Source organism: Chryseobacterium sp. G0201 (genome assembly GCF_003815655.1).
Lineage (GTDB): Bacteria > Bacteroidota > Bacteroidia > Flavobacteriales > Weeksellaceae > Chryseobacterium.
On sequence record NZ_CP033917.1, the window covers coordinates 4,546,493 to 4,567,730 of the forward strand.

Here is a 21,238-nt window from a genome sequence, read left to right on the forward strand (position 1 = left end):
TACTGCTTTTTATTTTGAAATGTTAATTAATTTACCGTCCTTCAGATTGATCTGTCCTGATGTAATGACCTGTTCGCCTGCCTGCAATCCCTCTGTAACTTGGATTTTTCCTCCAAATTCAGCACCGGCCTTAATGGGACGAAGTACAGCTTTTCCATCCTTTGCAATATATACAGATGCATCCTGCGTACTTCCATTTAATGCTTCACGGGGAATCAGCAATATCTTCTGAGGCGTCGTCCTTGAGAAATCGGCATATACAAAAGTTCCAGAGCGTAACGGGGTTTGCTTATCGTTATTAGCGGTTATTTCCACCTGATAATTGTAGGCCTGATTCGCCTGCGGGCTGATAAAGGTGATCGTGCCATAGAAAGGCTTATCGGGATAGACATCGGTGGTGAGCTTGATTTTCTGACCGACTTTTATCTGGTACACTTCTGCCTCCGTAAAATATACTTCTACCTTTAATTGGGAAAGATTGACGATTGAACCTATTTCCCCTCCGGCTGTAATATACATGCCTTCTTCTACCGCTTTATTGCCTATGATTCCACTGATCGGCGATTTGATGGTAGCATCTGTAATCTGTCTGCGCAGTTGTTGGGAAAGATTCTGGGCGTCATTATAACTCTGACGTATATCGTTCACTTTCTCCTGTGTAGCGGCACTGCCTTCGAGAAGATATGTATATGTCTGTAGGTCACGTTTCAGCTTGGAAACATTGGATTCCGCTTTCTGAAGGTCGATTTCCAGCAGACGGGTGTCAATCACAGCAAGTGTCTGTCCCTGTTGTACTTGGTCACCTAGTTTGAACAGCAACCGTTGAATATTTCCGCTTGTTACCGACAGAACCTTTGCCTCCTTAAAAGGAGCCAACATACCGGTCTTGATCATTTCAATATCCTGTACCTCTTCTGATACCGGTATTGCCGTTACAGGAATACGTACATCTTCCAGCTGTGCAGGCTGGTTCTTTTCGTCGATCTTTTTCTTATTGGTGGCCAGCTTAAAAACAACAAAAGCGATAATACCGACACAAACCAGCGTGACTATAATTTTTTTCTTCATAATGGTCTAAAGTGAGTTATAAAAAGTTTTTAATGTTCCCGCTGCCTTTTCAAGATCAATACGGGCTTGGTAGAAACTGTATAAGGAGTTGAGGTAACTATGCTGGGCTTCTCTCAGTGAGTTCTGTGTATTCAGCCAATCTGTAAGATTGGTGGTTCCTTTCTGGAATTGCAGATCGGTGACTTTGAGGACAGATTCCGCAAGCTCTACATTCCTTTTATCGTTTTCAACGTTGGTCTGCGCCTGCACAAGCTTGGTAGATGCATTTTCGTATTCTACCCTGTACTTTCCTTCTGCCAGTTTGAGGCTCTCTTCCGCATTGATGCGATTGATCTTTGCTTGTTTGTACTGGGCATTGCGTTTATAGAAATCAAGAATAGGGATGCTTAACTTTAGACCCACTGCTGAGTAAGGAAGCAATTGGTCATAAGCACCGTTGAGATTGTCCCCAAAGCCCACAGCACCGTAACGGAAATACCCTGAAAGTTTTGGAAGCCCTTCGGCCTTGATACGTGCCTGTTCTATTTCCAGTGTCTTTATATTGAGTTCGGATAATCTGTAGTCGATCCTACTAGCAGGAGAAAAGTTATCAGAATTTTTTTCAATGGATAATGGCGTTTCCAGTTCTGTAGAGGCATGTACCGTAAGCAGATCATTGATGGGATATCCCATTTCGTATTTGAGTTCGTTTTCTGCCAGCTTCAGGTTACTTTGGGCAACACGTATCTGAGAAATGGTATTGTTATAGTCCACATTTACCTTGTCCAGATCTTTTTGAAGGGTCACTCCTTTGTCAACCTGTAAACGGTATATCTCGATCTGCCTTTGATACGTTTCTTTATTGTAGTCCAATAGTTCCAACTGTTGATTGTAGACGAAGATCTGAAAGTAGGCTATGCTTATATTGTAAATGATCGCCTCATTGCTTTGTTCAATATTAAGATCGGCCCGCTGCTTGTTATACTTGTTGGCTTTTAATCCCATCAAGAGCGACTGGTCATAGATCACCTGGTCCAGCTGTCCAACAAAATTGGAGTTATACTTTTGTGTGAGCGAAACCCTGATTTCATCGGGACCAAAAATTCCTGCGGGGATGACACTTTGTTGTAGTTTAAGGTTGTTATCCAATGTTGAGGTCAAGCTTACTTTAGGCAGGTAATCCGCAAGGACTTCTTTTGCTTTGGCATCGGCGGCCAGTTTTTCATTGGCATAGATCATATTGTTACGGTTATTCTTTAATCCGTAATCCAGACATTGCTTAAGTGTCCAACCCTCCTGAGCATTTGTTTTTAACCATACACTTAATAGAAACAGAATAATAATTTTTTTACTCATATAATTTTTGATTATTATCTTCTAAAAAAAGAAAGAAATGTATTATATGAGGCTAAAATAAAGTAAAGGATAACTGCTATTTCAGTTATTATACGAACCCCGCTGCTTTTTATACAAACCAGTATATAATGACTTTATAGCGTGCGTAAGATTAAATGACATTGTTCTGCGTAATCGATTACTTTTTGATGAAATCCTTGCGATTTTTGGTCATTAAAATAAATTAAAAAAAGCGTCAAATCATTAAAAATTTGCAGTTTTAAAATCACATTACTTAACATAAAAAACTGATAATCAAAACATGAAATAACAAAAAAGACAACCTTATCATACAATTAAAGACATGAGTTAATGTCATATAAAAGCACTACTTTTAAAATCATATCCTGTCGTTTCAAAAAGGACGGCAGATTGAAACTTTAATTTATAAAAAAATGACCAGAAGTAAAATAGCATTTTTTATCGTCGGAACAGTGATTTCGATTTCTGCTTACGCACAGCAAAATTTAAAATTAAACTATAACAAACCGGCAGAGAACTGGAACGAAACTTTGCCCATCGGCAACGGAAAGTTAGGCGCAATGGTTTTTGGAGGTGCAGTTAAGGAACATCTACAACTGAATGAAGAGACCATTTGGGCTGGTGAACCGGGAAATAATGTACCTAAAAATACGTTCGACAGCATTCAGAAAGTTCGACGCTTGATTAATGAAGGTCAGTTTGAAAAAGCGCAGGACCTCACCAACAACACTTACCCGAGAACTGCTCCGAAAGATCTGAATTACGCAATGCCATACCAGACGATGGGCGATTTGTTTTTGGATTTTAAAGGCCACGAAAATTTTAAAAATTACAATCGGAGCTTAGATATCGAAAAAGCGGTCAGCACAGTTTCTTATGATGTCAATGGTGTGACTTTCAAACGTGAAATTTTTTCGTCATTTGCGGATAATGTGATTATGATCAAATTAACTTCCAGCAAAAAGGGAAGTCTGAATTTCAATATCAACGCTTCTACCCCACATCTGAAAAAATCAATCTTTACTGAGAAAAACCAATTGGTCATCAATGGAACAAGCGGCTCTGCGGATAACAAAACAGGGAAAATTAATTTTAAAACCATCGCTTTTCCTGTTTTAAAAGGTGGAAAACTGACCTCGACAAAAGACTAATTGAATATTACAGGTGCGGATGAAGTGGTTATCTATGTTTCCATTGACACTAATTTTAAAAAGTACAATGACCTTAGCGGAAATCCTGATTCGAGAGTTTCAGACTATTTAAAATCAGCATTAAATAAAAAATACGATGCGGAACTCAAGGCTCACATTGCCAAATATCAAAAATATTTCAAACGGGTAAGTCTCGATTTGGGAACAAGCGAGCAGGCGAAAAAAACAACGGACGTCAGAATCAAAGAGTTTGGAAATGCGAGTGACCCGGATCTGGTGGCTCTGTATTTTCAGTTTGGAAGATATCTTTTGATTTCCTCATCCCAACAGGGAACGCAACCCGCAAACCTTCAGGGAATCTGGAATTATCAATTAAATCCTGCGTGGGACAGCAAATACACAGTGAACATCAACACAGAAATGAATTACTGGCCGGCGGAAAACACCAACCTTTCCGAAATGCACGAGCCTTTGTTTGATATGATTCAGGATTTGTCGGTTACCGGACAGGAATCTGCCAAAGAAATGTACCACGCAAGAGGCTGGAATATGCACCACAACACAGACCTTTGGAGGATTACCGGCGTTGTGGACGGTGGTTTCTACGGAATGTGGCCAATGGGCGGCGCGTGGCTGACCCAACACGTCTGGAACCATTATCTGTATACCGGAGATAAAGAATTTCTAAAGAAAAACTACGAAGCTTTGAAAGGCAGTGCGCTATTTTATTTGGATGTTCTTCAACAAGACCCTTCGAAAAAATATCTCGTGGTGTCGCCATCAATGTCTCCTGAAAATAAATACTTTAAGAATGTAAGCATCACTGCAGGAACCACGATGGACAACCAGTTGGTGTTCGATGTGTTTAATAATTTCATCAATGCTTCTAAAGCCTTAAATCAGGACAAAGGTCTTTCGGATGAAATAAAATTGGCCTTAGGCAAACTTCCTCCAATGCAGATTGGACAGCACGCCCAGTTGCAGGAATGGCTTACCGATATGGATCGAACGGATGATAAACACAGGCATATTTCTCATCTTTATGGGCTTTTTCCTTCCGGACAGATTTCTCCATTCAGAAATGCAAATTTGGCGGAAGCAGCAAAGAATTCAATGATTTACCGTGGCGACAAATCCACAGGTTGGTCGATGGGATGGAAGGTAAACTGGTGGGCAAGATTGCTTGATGGAAACCGTGCTTTTAAATTGATTTCAGACCAGTTGACGCCAGCTCCGATGGAAACCAAAGGACAATCAGGAGGAACTTATCCTAATCTTTTGGATGCACATCCGCCCTTTCAAATCGATGGGAATTTTGGTTGTACTTCCGGAATTGCTGAAATGTTGTTGCAAAGTTATGACGGCTATCTTTATCTTTTGCCTGCCCTTCCAGATGCTTTACCAAACGGCTCAGTGAAAGGATTGAAAGCAAGAGGCGGTTTTGAAATCGATATGGACTGGAAAAATTCCAAGCTGACAAAACTGACCATCAGATCTACTTTGGGAGGGAATGCGAGAATTAGAATTGCAAAGGATATAAATTTAAAATCGAAAACAAATTTCATTACCGCAAAAGGTGAAAACCCCAACGAATATTATCAAGTTAATTCCATTAAAACACCTTTAAAATCTGATAAAGCCGAAATGAAAGGATTCGCTGTTAAAGAAACTCAACTTTTTGATTTTAATACTGAAAAAGGAAAAAATTATGTTTTCGAGGTGAAATAATTTAATCTTCAATCTAAAATAAAAGTCCTGATAAATATTTTTACTAGGACTTTTTAATATGACGATGTCTTCAATTCTAATAAATATTCGCCAAACCACCATCCAAAGGAATACTTGTTCCTGTAAGATAAGCCGAATATTCTGAAGCTAAAAATGCAACCAGATGACCATATTCTTCAGGTTTTCCCAAACGTTTCATCGGGATTTTGTTTTCTCTGGCCTTTTTGATTTCTTCATTTGATTTTCCACTTTGCTCAGATTCAACTTTAATTAATTTCTGAATTCTTTCGGTATCAAAATAGCCGGTCAAAACATTGTTAATTGTTACATTATGTTGTGCAACTTCATTGGACAAAGACTTCGACCAGGCCGCCACCGCGGAACGGATAGAATTTGACAGAACCAAATTATTGATGGATTCTTTCACAGATAAAGAGGAAACGTTGATGATACGTCCGTTTTTCTGTTCTATCATATAAGGTAGAGCCAAAGCGGTCGTCTCACAAACGGTTTTGAACAGCAGATCAAAAGCTTTCTGAAAATCATCTACACCTTTATCAACCGCCATTCCAGGCTCTGGACCATTGGTATTGTTGACCAGAATATCGATATTATTGTCTTTAAAATAATCTGTAATAATCGTTTTAAAACTTTCAAATCAGAAAAATCGGCAACGAGATATTGGTGTTTTTGATTTTGGTTAATGACAGGAAGTTCAGTAACAGATTTTTTAAGTTTCTCTTCATTCCGAGCCATTATCGTTACGTTGGCTCCGCATTTTGCGAGTTCTATTGCAATGCCCAATCCTATTCCTTGTGTAGCTGCACCGACCAGTGCGTTTTTATTTTTGAGGTCAATATTCATAACGGATTATTTTTAAACTATTGTTGATTTTAATCAAACTGTATCAAGACATAAATTTACCAAAACATATGTTCAAAAAAGAACAATCTGGCTGAATAATTTATCTATAACTGCCGTACAAAATAATGATTGTTGTACAGCAAATTTCATTAAATTTATTGTTTAATTTAAGAGGATGAATGACATTTTTAAAATGTTCAAAATAGATTTAGCTGAATCGCAAAGAATCAGCCAGTTAGACAATGAACCGCACAACCACGATTTCGAAGAATTATTGATTGGGAAGTACGGTCAGCTTGAACATTTTATTGATTTTAAATCTCAGGTAATGGAAGCCCCTTTCGTCAGCTTTATTGCGCAGGGAAAAGTTCATCGTGTGAGACCTTTGGCAAAAGATGGAAAATGTGATATCTGGGCCATCCGTTTTAAAAGTGAATTCATTGCTGATACGGTTTTTCAGCTCTACTCAACGTATCACGACAAGGCGAACATTTGTCTGAAAACGGATGAATGTTTTGACCGTTTGAACACAATTTGCGAAATCATTTTTCAGGAATATAATCAACCGAATCCTGATTTGTCGGTAATCCGTCAATTGCTTAGCAGTCTGTTCACCATCATAGAATCAGAACGGAAAAAACTTAATCTCAATAATGATGAATCCAAAAAAATCCAGAGCAATACGTTCAAGAATTTTTTAAAACTTTTGGATGAACATTTTATGGAAGCTCAAGATGTCAATTTCTACGCTGAAAAGCTTTTTATGAGTACGAGAAACTTGAATCTCATCTGTCAGGATATTTTGCATCAAAGTGTTTCAGAGATCATTGAAACCAGAAAACTGACGGAAGCCAAAAATCTATTGATCACGACCGACAAGACGATTGCAGAGATTGGGTATGAGCTTGGCTTTAATGAAAAAACCTATTTTACACACGCTTTTAAAAAGAAATCCGGCTTCACACCTTCGGAGTATCGAAAGGAAATGGCTAAAATCATTTCCTAAAATCACAACTATTCTTCTGAATTGTGTTATCTCTTCATCCTGTTTGTTTCGGAAATTTGTACCATAATTTTAAACAAACAAAAAATGAAAACATCATTCTTAACAAAAGGATTAATCGCTGCAGCATTCGTAACAATGTTCACAGCCAACGCACAAACTAAAAGATCAGCTGAATCTGATAAAGCTTTGAAACAAATTAAAGAATTAGCAGCTTCCAACGAAATCATCGCTAAAAACCTAGCGACTTTTGATACTTTGGATTACACCGTTTTCAGCAACAGAGACTGGACTAGACTTCACGAAAGCCACGCCAAAGATATCCTGGTGCATTTCCCAGACGGACACACCGAAAAAGGAATCGAGCAACACATCAAAACATTGGATGCAATGTTTGTTTACGCACCGGACACAAGAATCAAAGAACACCCGTTGAAATTGGGAAGCGGAAATATGACTGCCGTAATGGGATATATGGAAGGAACTTTCACAAAACCGATGCCGCTTGGAGACGGAACATTCATCCAGCCAACAGGTAAAAAATTCAAACTTCCAATGGCAACCATCGGAATCTGGAATACAGACGGAACAATGAGCGAAGAATACTTATTCTGGGACAACAAGTCTTATATGGACCAAATTATGAACAAATAATTGATCTGGTAACAGGTTTTTATGAAAAGAAAAGATTTTTTAAAAGCTATGGCACTTTTACCACTTGGAGCCGCTGCGATGAAACTCAATACATTGCACAGTTTAACAGACCATATGGCTCCCACAGAACGGATGCCTGTACTTTTTCTGGGACACGGAAACCCGATGAATGCGATCGATGACAACATCTTTACGCAGGGTTTTCAGGCTGTCGCAAAGACTTTACCTAAGCCGAGAGCGATTCTCTGTATCTCTGCACACTGGGAAACAAGAGGAACATTTGTGACCGCAATGCAGCAGCCACAGACCATTCACGATTTTGGCGGATTTCCTCAGGCATTGTTTGATGTTCAATATCCAGCGCCGGGAAGTCCGGATCTGGCTTTGGAAACACAGAAACTCATCACTTCAACACAAGTTGGATTGAATGAGGACTGGGGGCTTGACCACGGATGTTGGACGGTTGTAAAATTTCTTTATCCCAACGCAGATATTCCTGTCATCGAAATGAGTATGGACTATACCAAAGGTCCCGAATATCATTATGCTTTAGGAAAAGAACTTTCAGCATTGAGAAGAAAAGGCGTTCTAATTATTGGAAGTGGTAATACCATTCACAATCTGAGAATGGCGGTTTGGGATAAAATGATGGTTCCGGGATATGCTTTTGACTGGGCAACAACCGCAAACGAAAAATTGAAAAACCTCATCACAGACGGCGACCACAAATCCTTGATCAAATATGACCAGTTGGGAAAAGAAGTTCAAATGTCTATCCCGACGCCTGAGCATTATCTGCCTCTGCTCTACACATTGGGCTTGCAGGAAAAAGATGAAAAGGCGACCATTTTCAATGACGGTCTGGTGGCAGGTTCACTGAATATGATGTCGGTAAAGATCGATAAAGCGTGATAAAAACAAAATATGTTTGGGCGTTTACTTTTGTAGCGTCCATAATTTTAATTAGTTTAAGTTTTAAAATGATAACAAAAAACAAAAAACCTAGCATACATTACGTCGTTAGACAACCTAAAATAAAAACGGAGAAACCACCATTGGTTATTTTGATGCACGGTGTTGGAAGCAATGAGCAGAATATGTTTTCTTTTGCAGATTCGCTTCCGGACAACTTTTTGGTAGTTTCAGCGAGAGGACCTTTAACTTTGAGACCCAACGGCTACGCGTGGTTTCAGGCGCAGATTATGCCGGACCGTTCGATCATCAATGAAGAGCAGGCGGAAAATTCAAGAAAAGAAATCATACAGTTCATCGATGATTTGAAAAACGTGGAGGATTTCGATGAAGAGCAGGTGTATCTGATGGGATTCAGTCAGGGTGGAATTATGAGCTATAGTGTGGCATTAACCGAACCTGAGAAAATAAAAGGAATTGCCGTAATGAGCGGAAGATTACTTTCGGAAGTAAAACCATTGATCGTATCTGATGAAAGACTGAAAAAACTGAACATCTTTGTTTCGCACGGAACACACGATTCTGTTTTGAAATTTGGATACGCGACAGACGCCGTTGATTATCTTCACAGCAAAGGTTTACAGCCGGAGTTTCATCAATATCCGGAAGACCATACTATCAATCAGCAGATGTTGGGTGACGTCGTGAATTGGCTTTCCAATCAGTCGAAATAAATTTTTATTATAAATAAAAAAACAGGAGCGATTTAAATATTGTTCCTGTTTTTTTTAACATATAACTTTCTTTTATTGAGCCGGATAAATTTTTAAATTTCTAAAAAAACCTTCCGTTCCTATATCCACAAAAAGCCCTACAAAACCGGATTGGTCTGCACCCATTTTCAGGTCGTTTACAATCAAATTCGGTTGTTTCGCATTGTCTATAAATAATTTCGCTTGCTTACCTTTTACTTCAATTTTAAGTTTTATCCAGCGATTCAAGGCCATATCGGCATACGTTTCGTAAACGCCAGGTGCTGATTTTCTTGAATCGGTAAATTTAAAATCAGGATAAGAAAAATACTGGATGCTTCTGTTTCTTCTCAGCTGGTCATCGGTCATTCCATTGGTAGGTCTGATGTAGATACTTTCAAATTTCGAATTGTCTTCGTTAATTCTAAAAGCCAGACCGATAAATCCTCTGGCGTGCTCCGGCGCATCCGGAAGCAATCTTGAAAGGACTTCCACCTCGATCACTCCATCTTTGAATTGCAAATCGTTGATTCTGGCGTAAGTTGCCTCATCATCTTTCACAACCGATTTAGACTTAATAACTTTCACTGCTTTCTTCCCGTCAATTTTTTCTATTGAAACTGAAGTCTGAACAGCTGTCAGATTATTTTCTTCAAGGTTAATCTTCTGTGCAGACATGTTTGAGGTTAAAATTATGGTTATTAATAGGCTTAAGAATGTCCATCGGATATTCCGCTGATGACTAATTAAATTAATTTTTGTCATAATTTTAGTTTTAAAAAAGCCGGAAAATATTCCCAGCTCATTTGTTTATTTTGATTTATTGTACATATATCTTGCGATTTTCCATTGTCCGCTCACTTTTTTCAGGACAAAAGTTTCCCTGAAATCATCCTCAACCGTTTGGTTGCTTGATTTGACAACAAAAGAACCTTTGGAAGTAGAAGCTACAAATGCGTAATCTTTATCAACAACAACCTCGCCAATCGTAACGTTCAAGCTGTATTTAAAATTATCAAACACATATTGGAACGTTCCTTTTACCTGCTCAGAACCCGTTGCTGTTGGCGCACCAGGAGCCAAGAGAACACCATCTGCTGTGAATAGGGACACAACTTTGGAAGCGTCTGAACTGTTTAAAGCTGCAAAGTAATCTTTCACAAGCTTTTCAACATCTGCTTTCTCTGAAGTTGATTTTACAGAAACTGCTTTAGTATTTTGTTTTTGTGCATTCGTTGTGGATGAGAATCCCATTGAAAGTGCGAACACTGCAAGTGCAGTAATTGCTGTTTTTTTCATAATTTTTATAATTAAATATTGAAACAAAACTAGTATTAATGATTCACAGAACTCCATAAACAAGCTTAAGAAAAACCCTTAAACTAGTTTAAGGGTTCCCAACAAATCGACAATATTTTTGTCTTAAATCAAATTACAAAGCTACATTCAAAACTTTTTCTTCAGAATAAACAAGACCTTCATAACAAGCATTATAAATATCTTTCAATTCCTCAACTGTTGGTTTTCTTGGATTGAAACCTGTACAAGGGTCTAAAAATGCATTGTTTGCCATAAAGTCAAGATTTTTATCCCAGTCTTCACGAGAGATCCCGAATTCTTTGATCGCAGACTGATTGTTAACTTCAGATCGCAAAGTTTCAATCGCCTGTGCTAACTCTTCAGTGGTTTCTTTACCGATCACTTTAGCCAAATCTGGAAAACGATTGCTTTCTTTCTCATTAAAACGAATGACATTCGGTAAGAAGATCGCGTTACAAGCACCGTGAGGAACGCCAAACAAAGCTCCCACCTGGTGAGATAATGAATGTACAATTCCTAACCAAGCGTTGTTGAAAGCTAAACCTCCCATAAAAGATGCATCGTGCATATTCTGACGGGCCGCGATATTAGTTGGATTTTGTACCGCTTCTTTCAGATTGTCAAAAACGATTTTTAAACCACCTTTGGACAATGCATCTGCAAAATTATTGTCGATGTTTGAAACATAAGCTTCCACACAATGCGTCAAGGCATCCAATCCTGTGTTCGAGGTAACGTTAGCCGGCATAGATGCGCAGATCTCGCCGTCGATAATTGCAACATCTGGTGTCAATTCGTAAGAAACGATTGGATATTTCACGCCTTTTTCACGGTCTGTGATCACGGCAAGACCTGTAGTTTCAGTTCCTGTTCCGCTTGTAGAAGGAATTGCGATAAATTTTGCTTTCTGGCGCAGTGTCGGAACACTGAAAGGTTTGATCATCGCTTCAAAATCTGCGTCCGGATATTCATAGAAAACCCACATCATTTTTGCTGCATCGATTGCTGAGCAACCACCAATACCAACGATCCAATCAGGCTGAAATTCTTTCATCATTTCCGCACCTTTGAAACAGGTTTCTGATGACGGATCTTCTTCTACTCCTTCATAGATCTTGGTTTCTATTCCCGCTTCATTCAGATAAGCTACTGCTTTATCTAAAGTCCCGCTTTTTTTCATCGAGCTTCCTCCAGTCACCAAGACTGCTTTTTCACCTTTGATATTTTTTAATTCTTCGAGACTTCCCGCACCGTGGAATACTTCTCCTGCAATAAATAACTTGCTCATTCTGTATTATATTTTACTTTAAAATTATAGTACAAAGGTAGATCAGGCAGAAAGCGAGGTGTTATACAATTGGGTCTATCTGTTATAAATTTGAGCCAGTTCTTCCTGAAGCTCGGTCGGTGTTTCCTTTAATTTGGTCTTTACGAATTTATTCAATGCAGAAGGCGAACTGAATCCCAATTCCAATGAAATCTGCTTGTGGGAAAGGTCAGAAAACAATAATAATCTTTTGATTTCCTGAAGAATACGGTTATGAATTGCATTGATCGCTGTTTCATCACAATGCTTCTTCGTAATATTGTTCAGTTTCTTGGTAGTGATTGCCAATTTTGAAGCGTAATACTGCACAGTTCGTTCAGTTTTATAGCGTTCATTAAGCATTTTTTTAAATCGAATATATAAATTTTTATCTGTTTCGTGCTGTAAAACAGGATGCTGACCGTGAACCAACTCAATTAATCCAAGAAGGAAAATTTTGATATAAAAACGAGCCTGCTCTTTTCGGACAAGACTTGGGTCAAGATAAACGTTCTCAATATCAACGGCGAGCTTCTTTGACTTTTCAAATTCTAACGGTGATAGAAAGACACAATTGAGATGAGTCGCCAGATCAACATTATAAGAAAGCAATTCATTTTTAAGAATATCAGAAAAGAATTTCCTCAAACAAAATAATTTTACCGGAGATATCTGAGGAAACTGAAGTGATAAAAGAAATCTGTTCGGGAAATATGATCGAGATTTTACCTGAATTGAGTTTGAAGGTCTGATCTTCGATTTGAAGCCCAAGCCCTCCTGATTCTACCATCAGAATACAAAAGTGATCTTTTTTATGAGGTTCAAGATAATCTTTAAGATTCGATTGATTCAGATCAAAAACCCTGAAAGATAAATTCTGATCTTCTGGTTTTTGTATATTTTTTTTTATTTCTAAACGTTCCAAATTCTAAATTTTAATCATTAATCGTTAGCAAGGTCATTTCTTTTTGACGATATTTTTCCTCACTTTACTTAAAAATTCTGAGGTGATTCCCAGATAGGAAGCAATCTGTGTGTTTGGTAATCTTTTGATCAATTCAGGGAAATCTCGTTGAAAATTAAGATATCTTTCCTCAGCCGTAAAACTGATACTTTGTAATATCCTGTCCTGAAAATTGATAAATTTTCTTTCGTTGATGATCCTGAAATTTCTGTCAAACTTATGATAATTGATATATAAATAAAGCAGGTCTTCGTGAGTGATCTGAAGAACGACCGACGGTTCCAAAGCCTCAATGCTCAGTCTGCTCGGTTCCTCATCATAAAAACTTTGGATATCTGCGATCCATTCATTTTCAATCGCGAACTGCAGATTATGTTCTTTGAAATTGGTATCCACGGCATACATTTTGAAACACCCGGAAACCACAAAAGAAATATGTTTGCAGACATCGCCTTCCTGCAGCAGAGCACCTTTTCTTTTTAGTACTTTCTTTTTAAAAAGCCTTCTAACCTCTTCCTCCTCTTTTTCGTTCAAAGGGAAAGAATTGTTAAAACTGCTGATCAATACATCCAATGGGCTTTCTAAATTTTGATCTTTTTTCAATCTGTCTTTTTTATTAATGTAAAGATATTATTTTATAGACTAGCTATATCTGAAAGTTTCAAAAATCGAAAGGCATCTGAGCCCAGATACCTTTCGAAACACTATGTAATAATAATCAATAAAATGATCCAAATTTAAAAAGCACTGTCTACAACTCCACCATCCACACGCAATGCTGCACCGGAGGTAGCCGACGATAGCGGGCTTGCTACATAAACGACAAGATTTGCAACCTCTTCCGCTGTAGCCCAACGCTCAATGACAGACGAAGGTCTTTTTTCTTTGATAAAATCGATCTGAGCCTGCTCCACAGAAATTCCTTTTTCTGCAGCAATTTTATCAAACATTTTTTCTGTTCCTTCGGCTAAAGTTGGTCCGGGAAGAACAGCATTCATTGTAACATTTGTTCCTTTCATCAATTTTGCAAGACCTCTGCTTAAAGCTAAGTAAGCCGTCTTCGTCACTCCGTAAAGAATCATATCTTCAGGAATGTTGATGGCAGATTCACTGGAAATAAAAATAATTCTACCCCAATTTTTGGACTTCATTATAGGTGCATAATGACGTGATAATCTTACGCCGCTAAGAACATTGACCTCAAAATCATTGAGCCATTCTGAGTCACCTGTTGTTTCAAAAGGCTGATCGCCGTAAACGCCAACATTATTGACCAAAATATCGATTTCGGGCAACGCTTTGATCAAATCATTAACTTCAGAAACCTTTGAGAAATCTGCAGCGATTCCTTCCACAACAGCATCGGGAACTTCAGTTTTCAGCCTGGTAATCGCCTCATTGATTTTCTCATCTGTTCTTCCATTGATATAAACGGTGGCACCTTCACGAAGAAGTCCCAGTGCGATCCCGAAACCAATTCCGCCTGTTGAACCTGTGACCAGAGCTTTCTTTCCTTTTAACTGTAAATCCATTTTAATTTTATTATTAAAGCGTACATCTTCTGTATGAAGTGTACTTTCCAAAGTTCCACTAAAAACAGAAGATATACCCATAACATAGTTGAAGAATTTATCTTAAACTAGTATAAGATTGGTAATTTTCTCTTAAGGTTTTGTTGCTTTTACGTCGACCCCTATTTCAATATCTTTGCTGATCATCCATTCTGCAGGATCTGCTTCAGTTGTCCCAAATTTAATTCCCCAATCAGTACGGTTCACTGTTAATTTAGCTTTCACAGAAACTGTTTTGTCAGCAACCTGTACATTAGCAGGAAAAGACACATTTAAGGTCTTACCTTGTAAAGTAAGGTTACCACTGATGGTTTTGTTGGCACCTTCCACAGCATCGGTTGTAGCCGCAGCCAAGTCTTCAACTTTGGTCACTTTAAATTCCGCAGTCGGATTTTTTTCTACATCAAAGAAGTCTGCACTTTTCAAATGCCCTTCCAATTCTGCATAGTTTTTATCTTTTTCGGTAACAGAAGCAGGGTCAACTTTCAATGATTTCATATCGATTACAAATTCTCCAGCATTCAGCTGTCCGTCAGCTAAAGACAATTCTCCTGATGATACCGAAAGTGTTCCCCATCTTGGTGCAAATCCACCTTTGTGAAATGCTTTCCAATTCACGACTGAAGATGTAGTATCAACAGCAAAAACATCTCCTTGCTTTTCAGCAACCTGCTGCTCCTGAGAAGGCGTTTGGGTAGAATTTTTGTTACAAGAAGCAAGAAGTAAACCTACTCCTGCCAATGCGATAATGCTTAATTTTTTCATTTTGAAATTATTTTTAATTAATTATACTGCAAATTTCCAAAAAAACGGCGTCCGAAAAATTACACTTATCGGAAGAATGATTGTGATTTTGAGTAATTGCCTGCTTAAAATCAGACAACTTCTTTGGTCGGATTTTCGTACGACTCGCTGGCAGATGGAAAATCGCTGTTTTTAACATCAAGAATATAATCATTTATAGCTTTCTTAACGGTATCTCCCAATTCTGCATATTTGCGTACGAACTTTGGCAAGAATTCCTGATTCAATCCGAGCATATCGTGAACGACCAAAACCTGACCGTCAACCTGCGAACCTGCACCGATCCCGATAACCGGAATCCTCAACGACAGAGCGATTTCTTCTGCCAAAGCTGCAGGAACTTTTTCCAATGTAACGGCAAAACATCCTGCTTCCTCTAAAAGTGCAGCATCATTTTTAAGTTTTTGCGCTTCCATTTCAGATTTTGCACGCAACCCGAATCCGCCATATTGATGTACCGACTGAGGCATCAGACCGAGATGTCCCATCACAGGAATTCCAGCGGCAATTATTTTTTTGATGTCGGGCAACAGCTCCTCTCCGCCTTCTATTTTCAAAGCTTCAGCTCCGGTCTCTCTCATAATTCTGATGGCGTTGTGCAAGGAATCTATCGGGTCCCCGGAACACGTTCCGAAAGGCATATCGACAACAATAAGCGCATTCTTCACCGCTCTTTTTACAGACTTGGCGTGATAAATAATTTCGTCGAGCGTTACGCTCAAAGTAGTTTCATAACCAGCCATCACATTACCGGCAGAATCTCCAACAAGGATGGCATCAATACCTGCCTGGTCGACCAATTTTGCAATAGTATAATCGTAAGCGGTCAACATACTTATTTTCAGTCCTTTTTCCTTCATTTTTCTGAAAACCTGGACGGTAACCTTACCTTTGGCTGTTGCTTTATTTATTGACATTTCTTTTGTATATGAATAGATATTAGCTGGTTGATGATCTTTGGTAACAAAGTGAATTCACAAAGGTCGCATTGCTTATTAGTCTATCACATAGAAAAAAGAAAGCAACATATATCTAAAAGTAAGATAAAGATTTTTATATTTGTTAAAAGCTGCATAGTGACCACGGTAAAATCAAATCAAGAGCTTGAAATCAAAGAACTTGAACTTTCTGAGATCAGCAAAAATATTGGATTGGAAATAAATGATTCCGATCTGATCATTTATTACTCTTTGAAGTACGATTCGGAAATTTTTGAGAACAAGCCTTTTCGCTCAGGACATTTCTCCATCATCTTTATCATCAAAGGCCTCTTAACTTTGAAAGTCAACCTTCTGGAATATCAGTTGAAAGAGAATGGTGTTATTATTATTCCGCCTTCTGCGATCAGACAGTTCAAATGGGAAAATAATGAGACCCATTTCATTTCTCTCCTCTTCACGCCTGATTTTTTGAAGACCTCTGGGATTTTAGGAAAATATTTTAATGTTGCCAATTTTATAAGAGAAGGCCTACCATCCTACAGAACTATCCACGGAAATGATAAGAAGCTACTCATTGATCTGATCAAAATTATGGCAGAACTTCAGGAGCGGAAAGATGACCAGGAACTTCATTCTGAAATGGTCAAAAATGTCTTCAAGTCGATCCTACTCAAAGTAAAAACTTATTATGATGAGATGGAGACTGACCAGGATTACTCGAACACGCTCATTTACAAATTCATTAAACTACTATCAGAATTTTATCTCACCAGCAGAGAAGTTACGTTCTATTCTGAGAAATTGTCCATTAATGAAAAGTATCTCTCGCAGCTTCTCAAGAAGAAAACTGGAAAGACAGCGCGGCAGTTTATCACAGAAATGGTGGTTTTGGAAGCCAAAGTTTTGTTAGATAACAAAGCGCTGCCCGTAAAACAGATCGCAGATCATCTGAACTTTGAAAACCAGTTTCACTTCAGTAAGTTTTTCAAGCAATATTCCGGGATTTCTCCAAACAATTACCGCAAGCAGCTTTATGAGGTCACCACTTGATCTTTCTAAAAATCATTTTCCCTTTCTAAAAGTTCGATTTGAAAAATGACCTCTTCATTTTTTACTGGATACTCCTTTGAATAAACAATTTGATCATAGACATCATCGAAGAGTTTCATATAGGTACTTTTTGAAGTGTTGATGAATTCTTCAATCTTATTTCCTTCAGTGTCTAGCGTTGTCAACAATCCATCATTTTGATTTTCTAATGCATAAAATTCATCCTTTGGACTTGTTCCTTTCAGCAGTTGATCTTCCTGAATATCGCTTCTGTTTTTGATGAAGCTTCCTTTGGTTCCTCTCAGCTTAAACGCAGGTTCGCTATCTGCCGTTGAAAGATTTGAACTTGCAAAGACAGTCAGGTCTTCGGGAAATTTAAAAACGTAACTGAAAAAATCGATGATATGTGGATTGACGGTTTTTGATGTTGTTTTAACCACATTCAGAGGTATTCCAAATAAACTGATGATCTGGTCCAAAATATGAGGTCCCAAGCCATAAACGATATCACCTCCTTTATGCTGAGACGTCGGCATCTGTGCTATCTGATCTTTGTGCAAATTAAAATCATATCTGAAATGCACTTCCTTCAGTTTTCCCAAACGTCCACTTTCTACCACTCTCTTAACAGTCAAAAAATCCGTATCGTATCTTCTGTTTTGATAAAGAAGCAAATGTCTTTGTTCCGCTTCAGCAAGATAGAACAATTTCTTGATCTCCGAGCTTATGATGGTAGCCGGTTTTTCAAGCAGAACGTGTTTACCAGCCAACAAAGCTGCTTTGGCGTGTTCAAAATGAAGATGATCCGGAGAATTGACAACTACAAGATCGATCGATCCGTCATTCAAAATCTCCTCCACAGAATCATAGCTTATGATGTCGGGATATATCGTTTGTGCTTTTTTATGATTGCGTTCAACAATCGCTTTTAGTTCAAAACCCTGATGGGCGTTAAGAAATGGTGTATGAAAAGCACTTCCCGATTTTCCGAAAGTTAAAACTCCTGCTTTGATAATTTGATGCGTCATATTTAATTAATCATAAAAAACCAATCTAAACCTTTTGTGTATTTTTAAAAAACACAGTGTAGTAGATCACAATGATTATTCCCGGAATGAGCATTGACACCAATCCATATCGGGATGAAATCAATGCACCCAAAATACATCCAACCAAAAAACCTGTCAGAAGAACCAACGAACGTCTGATCAGTAATAATTTTTCAGCCGTGTGCTCTCCTGAAAAATAATTGAAAAGGTCTAAAGTTGCCTTCGTCACATTTCCCGTCATCACCGTCGTAGGTCCGAAAGCAGAACTCCCGTACAATCTGTTCACCGTATTCTGAATTCCCATTGAAAAGACAATGAGCATCAGCATCGTATGATACAAAAATCCTGATTGGATGCCTTGCTGCGTTAGAAAATATGCAATAATGCCCGCTACAAGCAGAAATATCCCGATGAAAACAGATAATCCCTTTTCATTCTTATAAAAGCTGTTTATCTTGCCTGTCAACAAAACCGCCAGAATAAAAACAGGAAAACTCAGCAGATTGATAAAATCGCTGAGTGTGGGATGATTTGCCAGTTTGTAGGCAAACACGACAAAATTTCCCGTAACGTGGGCGGAAAAGAGACCGTCGGCAGTCGTAAACGTACTTGCGTCCACAAATCCTGCACTGAATGCCATCAGAATGGATGTGTAAAAAATGAAATCTCTTTTCATTAAAATTTCATTGCGGTCAGCCACTCCATTAATCTCTCTTCCCAATGATCGACAGGAAGTCCCTGCGTTTTGCTTGCAAATCCGTGGCGTCCTTTGGTGTAAATATGAAGTTCCGCAAGACCTTTTCCAGCCTTCCAGTTCTCATAGAATTTGGCAGAATTGACATCAAATCCGAAATCATCATCCTGCGTAACTGCAATGAATATTGGCGAAGGATCTGCAGGGATCAGAGTTTTCATCACAGGTCCCAAATAAGGATAGATCGGTGCACTGAACAATGGGCGAACCTCACTATCCAAAGCAATTGCTGCTGCAATAGTTCCTCCTGCCGAAAAACCGACGACCCCAATTCTATCTTTGTTAAAACCTAAAGCTGTCGCATTTGATTTAAGATATTTCATTGCTTCTTTTCCGTCTTCAATTGCCAATGGTACAACGGGAGCCATTATAGATTCCAGAACATCGAAGTTCTTGGCGTTTTCCATCAGTTTCCCGAACGGGTCTTTCCCTTCCAATTTCACCAATCTGTACTTCAACACCGCTGCTGTATAGCCCTTTGCTGCTAGTGATCTTGCAATTTTCACGCCTTCATCGTCATAAGCCAGAATATGAAACGCACCGCCGGGAACCACAAGAACCGCAGTCCCGTTGGATGCCACACCTTCCGGTTTGTAAATGGCTAGACTTGGAACTGTTACATTGTAGAGCGTGCGACTATCCGACTTTGGATCCATTGTCAAAGTTTTTTCTTCCTTTCCGGTATCTTTGTTTACTATACCATTGATTGGTAAAATAACATTCTGCTGAGCTGACAATCCGGAATACATTGCAATCAGCATTAAAATAAATTTTAATTTTCTCATAATATTTAGATTTAAAATTAAAGCCATACAATCTGTCGCTTAAACAGGTGTAAGGCTTTTCTAATTTTTTTATTTATTGTACTCTCCAATTTTCAGAACTGCTTTGATGGTTCTTCCTTTTTCAGAATCTTCAACTGCCTGATTGATATCTCCGAAAGCATAAGTTTTAATTAATTTATCAAAAGGAAACTGTCCGTGAAGATACATTTTGATCAATTTCGGAATGAACTCCTCAGATACGCTATCGCCTTGGTTTACAAATTTTATTTTATACCCTTTGGTCAAGAAGATATTCGTTTCCAATTCCAATGGTTTGGTCGCAACGCCGATGATCGCCATTTCTCCAACAGGAGCCAAACTGTTCAATGAATTGTTGATCACTTCACTTCTACCCGTTGTATCTACGGCAAACTGAACACCATTTGGAAGGATCTCACGGATCTTTTCTCTTACATTTTCATTCAGTGAATTGATAGTATGAGTCGCACCTAATTCCTTAGCAAAAGCCAATCTATCATCATTGATGTCTACAGCAATAATAACCGTTGCAGATGAAGCTTTCGCTGCCATAACAGCAGAAAGACCTACAGCACCAGTTCCGGAGATCACGATAGAACTTCCCACTTTGATCTTTAGTGTATTGATTACAGCACCTGCACCAGTTTGGATTCCGCAACCTAGTGGCCCTAAAATTTCCAATGGCGCATCCTTAGGAACGGGGATCACATTGTTTTTGTGAGCGATAGAATATGTTGCAAAGGAAGACTGAGAAAAGAAATTATCATTGATATCTTTCCCTTCGTGATCGTGGTGGTGGTGATGCCCTTCGATATTAGCTCCTGAGAAGTTACGGTCAAAAAACTCGTAGCAGTAAGCCGGATTTCCTGTTCGGCAGATCTCACATTCGCCACAGAATCCGTAAGTTAATACCACGTGATCACCTACTTTCAAATGATGAACATCTCTTCCTACTTTTTCAATAACACCTGCTCCCTCGTGACCCAAGATCACAGGAAAATCAGGTGAACCCATAATAAAGTCGCGCGCAACCATATCGGTATGACAGATCCCTGTTGCAACAATCTTTACAAGCACTTCTTCAGCACCCGGCTCGTCCAACGTTACTTTTTCCAATTCGAATTCGCTACCTTGTGATTTTACGATAGCTGCTGTAATTTCCATAATGTTAATTTTTAATTTGTTTGT

22 protein-coding genes and 1 pseudogene are annotated in these 21,238 nt (G+C 38.6%); 7 read left to right on the forward strand and 16 right to left on the reverse strand.

Annotated elements, in window-relative coordinates; genetic code table 11:
* Positions 1-9 precede the first annotated feature (9 nt).
* Both EG348_RS20355 and EG348_RS20360 read right to left on the reverse strand, forming a co-directional pair.
* Entirely contained in the window at positions 10-1,068 is a 1,059-nt protein-coding gene (locus tag EG348_RS20355) for an efflux RND transporter periplasmic adaptor subunit (protein WP_123984766.1), read from the reverse strand.
* 6 nt (positions 1,069-1,074) lie between these two features.
* A complete protein-coding gene (locus EG348_RS20360) occupies positions 1,075-2,403 on the reverse strand; it encodes a TolC family protein (protein ID WP_123984767.1) in 1,329 nt (442 codons plus the stop codon).
* Between the two features lie 434 nt (positions 2,404-2,837).
* Between EG348_RS20360 and EG348_RS21965 the strand changes: the two genes are divergently transcribed.
* A complete protein-coding gene (locus EG348_RS21965) occupies positions 2,838-3,575 on the forward strand; it encodes a glycoside hydrolase N-terminal domain-containing protein (protein ID WP_228414796.1) in 738 nt (245 codons plus the stop codon).
* The gene (locus EG348_RS20365; RefSeq protein ID WP_228414797.1) at positions 3,576-5,303 is read left to right on the forward strand and encodes a glycosyl hydrolase family 95 catalytic domain-containing protein; all 1,728 of its coding nucleotides are present in this window, start codon (positions 3,576-3,578) and stop codon (positions 5,301-5,303) included.
* Positions 5,304-5,379: 76 nt separating this feature from the next.
* Here EG348_RS20365 and EG348_RS22115 read toward each other — a convergent pair.
* Positions 5,380-6,167, reverse strand: a pseudogene (locus EG348_RS22115) (SDR family oxidoreductase).
* Positions 6,168-6,360: 193 nt separating this feature from the next.
* On the opposite strand from EG348_RS22115, the gene EG348_RS20375 reads away from it, so the two are divergent.
* The 4 genes from EG348_RS20375 (at position 6,361) to EG348_RS20390 (ending at position 9,470) form a co-directional block, all read left to right on the forward strand.
* Positions 6,361-7,173 (forward strand): helix-turn-helix transcriptional regulator, encoded by an 813-nt coding sequence (locus EG348_RS20375; RefSeq protein ID WP_228414798.1) that lies wholly within the window; start codon positions 6,361-6,363, stop codon positions 7,171-7,173.
* A gap of 84 nt (positions 7,174-7,257) precedes the next feature.
* Positions 7,258-7,824, forward strand: a complete 567-nt coding sequence (locus EG348_RS20380; protein ID WP_228414799.1) for an ester cyclase — start codon at positions 7,258-7,260, stop codon at positions 7,822-7,824.
* 21 nt (positions 7,825-7,845) lie between these two features.
* Positions 7,846-8,736, forward strand: coding sequence for a 4,5-DOPA dioxygenase extradiol (gene ygiD / locus EG348_RS20385; RefSeq protein ID WP_185145488.1), 891 nt, complete (start codon positions 7,846-7,848; stop codon positions 8,734-8,736).
* Between the two features lie 68 nt (positions 8,737-8,804).
* Entirely contained in the window at positions 8,805-9,470 is a 666-nt protein-coding gene (locus EG348_RS20390) for an alpha/beta hydrolase (RefSeq protein ID WP_123984769.1), read from the forward strand.
* A 72-nt stretch (positions 9,471-9,542) separates the two neighbouring features.
* On the opposite strand, the gene EG348_RS20395 is transcribed toward EG348_RS20390, so the two are convergent.
* The 9 genes from EG348_RS20395 to panB all read right to left on the reverse strand — a co-directional run bounded on the left by EG348_RS20395 (position 9,543) and on the right by panB (position 16,370).
* Positions 9,543-10,166, reverse strand: coding sequence for a hypothetical protein (locus tag EG348_RS20395; protein WP_123984770.1), 624 nt, complete (start codon positions 10,164-10,166; stop codon positions 9,543-9,545).
* A gap of 132 nt (positions 10,167-10,298) precedes the next feature.
* Positions 10,299-10,787, reverse strand: a complete 489-nt coding sequence (locus EG348_RS20400) for a YybH family protein (protein WP_123984771.1) — start codon at positions 10,785-10,787, stop codon at positions 10,299-10,301.
* 133 nt (positions 10,788-10,920) lie between these two features.
* Positions 10,921-12,096 carry an iron-containing alcohol dehydrogenase gene (locus EG348_RS20405; protein ID WP_123984772.1) on the reverse strand — a complete coding sequence of 392 codons (1,176 nt, stop codon included), beginning with the start codon at positions 12,094-12,096 and terminating at the stop codon, positions 10,921-10,923.
* Positions 12,097-12,171: 75 nt separating this feature from the next.
* Positions 12,172-12,762, reverse strand: coding sequence for a helix-turn-helix domain-containing protein (locus tag EG348_RS20410; RefSeq protein WP_228414800.1), 591 nt, complete (start codon positions 12,760-12,762; stop codon positions 12,172-12,174).
* Complete coding sequence (locus EG348_RS21970; RefSeq protein WP_228414801.1) at positions 12,743-13,039, reverse strand: AraC family ligand binding domain-containing protein; 297 nt, start codon at positions 13,037-13,039, stop codon at positions 12,743-12,745. Before EG348_RS21970 ends, EG348_RS20410 begins: the two co-directional genes overlap by 20 nt.
* Before the next feature lie 33 nt (positions 13,040-13,072).
* Positions 13,073-13,681 carry a Crp/Fnr family transcriptional regulator gene (locus EG348_RS20415; protein ID WP_228414802.1) on the reverse strand — a complete coding sequence of 203 codons (609 nt, stop codon included), beginning with the start codon at positions 13,679-13,681 and terminating at the stop codon, positions 13,073-13,075.
* Between the two features lie 134 nt (positions 13,682-13,815).
* On the reverse strand, positions 13,816-14,691 hold the full coding sequence (locus EG348_RS20420; protein WP_228414803.1) for an SDR family NAD(P)-dependent oxidoreductase: 876 nt from the start codon (positions 14,689-14,691) through the stop codon (positions 13,816-13,818).
* A 51-nt stretch (positions 14,692-14,742) separates the two neighbouring features.
* Complete coding sequence (locus tag EG348_RS20425) at positions 14,743-15,414, reverse strand: YceI family protein (protein WP_123984773.1); 672 nt, start codon at positions 15,412-15,414, stop codon at positions 14,743-14,745.
* 110 nt (positions 15,415-15,524) lie between these two features.
* Positions 15,525-16,370 carry a 3-methyl-2-oxobutanoate hydroxymethyltransferase gene (gene panB, locus EG348_RS20430; RefSeq protein ID WP_123984774.1) on the reverse strand — a complete coding sequence of 282 codons (846 nt, stop codon included), beginning with the start codon at positions 16,368-16,370 and terminating at the stop codon, positions 15,525-15,527.
* Positions 16,371-16,529: 159 nt separating this feature from the next.
* On the opposite strand from panB, the gene EG348_RS20435 reads away from it, so the two are divergent.
* Positions 16,530-17,444: a helix-turn-helix domain-containing protein gene (locus tag EG348_RS20435; protein ID WP_164463328.1), complete on the forward strand. Its 915-nt coding sequence runs from the start codon at positions 16,530-16,532 to the stop codon at positions 17,442-17,444.
* A 5-nt stretch (positions 17,445-17,449) separates the two neighbouring features.
* Here the strand turns inward: EG348_RS20435 and EG348_RS20440 are convergent, their stop codons facing one another.
* The 4 genes from EG348_RS20440 to EG348_RS20455 all read right to left on the reverse strand — a co-directional run bounded on the left by EG348_RS20440 (position 17,450) and on the right by EG348_RS20455 (position 21,214).
* Entirely contained in the window at positions 17,450-18,472 is a 1,023-nt protein-coding gene (locus EG348_RS20440) for a Gfo/Idh/MocA family oxidoreductase (RefSeq protein ID WP_123984776.1), read from the reverse strand.
* Between the two features lie 25 nt (positions 18,473-18,497).
* A complete protein-coding gene (locus EG348_RS20445) occupies positions 18,498-19,169 on the reverse strand; it encodes a YoaK family protein (protein WP_123984777.1) in 672 nt (223 codons plus the stop codon).
* Entirely contained in the window at positions 19,169-20,032 is an 864-nt protein-coding gene (locus tag EG348_RS20450; protein WP_164463329.1) for an alpha/beta hydrolase, read from the reverse strand. Before EG348_RS20450 ends, EG348_RS20445 begins: the two co-directional genes overlap by 1 nt.
* Positions 20,033-20,101: 69 nt before the next feature.
* Positions 20,102-21,214, reverse strand: coding sequence for an NAD(P)-dependent alcohol dehydrogenase (locus EG348_RS20455; protein WP_123984779.1), 1,113 nt, complete (start codon positions 21,212-21,214; stop codon positions 20,102-20,104).
* Between the last annotated feature and the right edge of the window lie 24 nt (positions 21,215-21,238).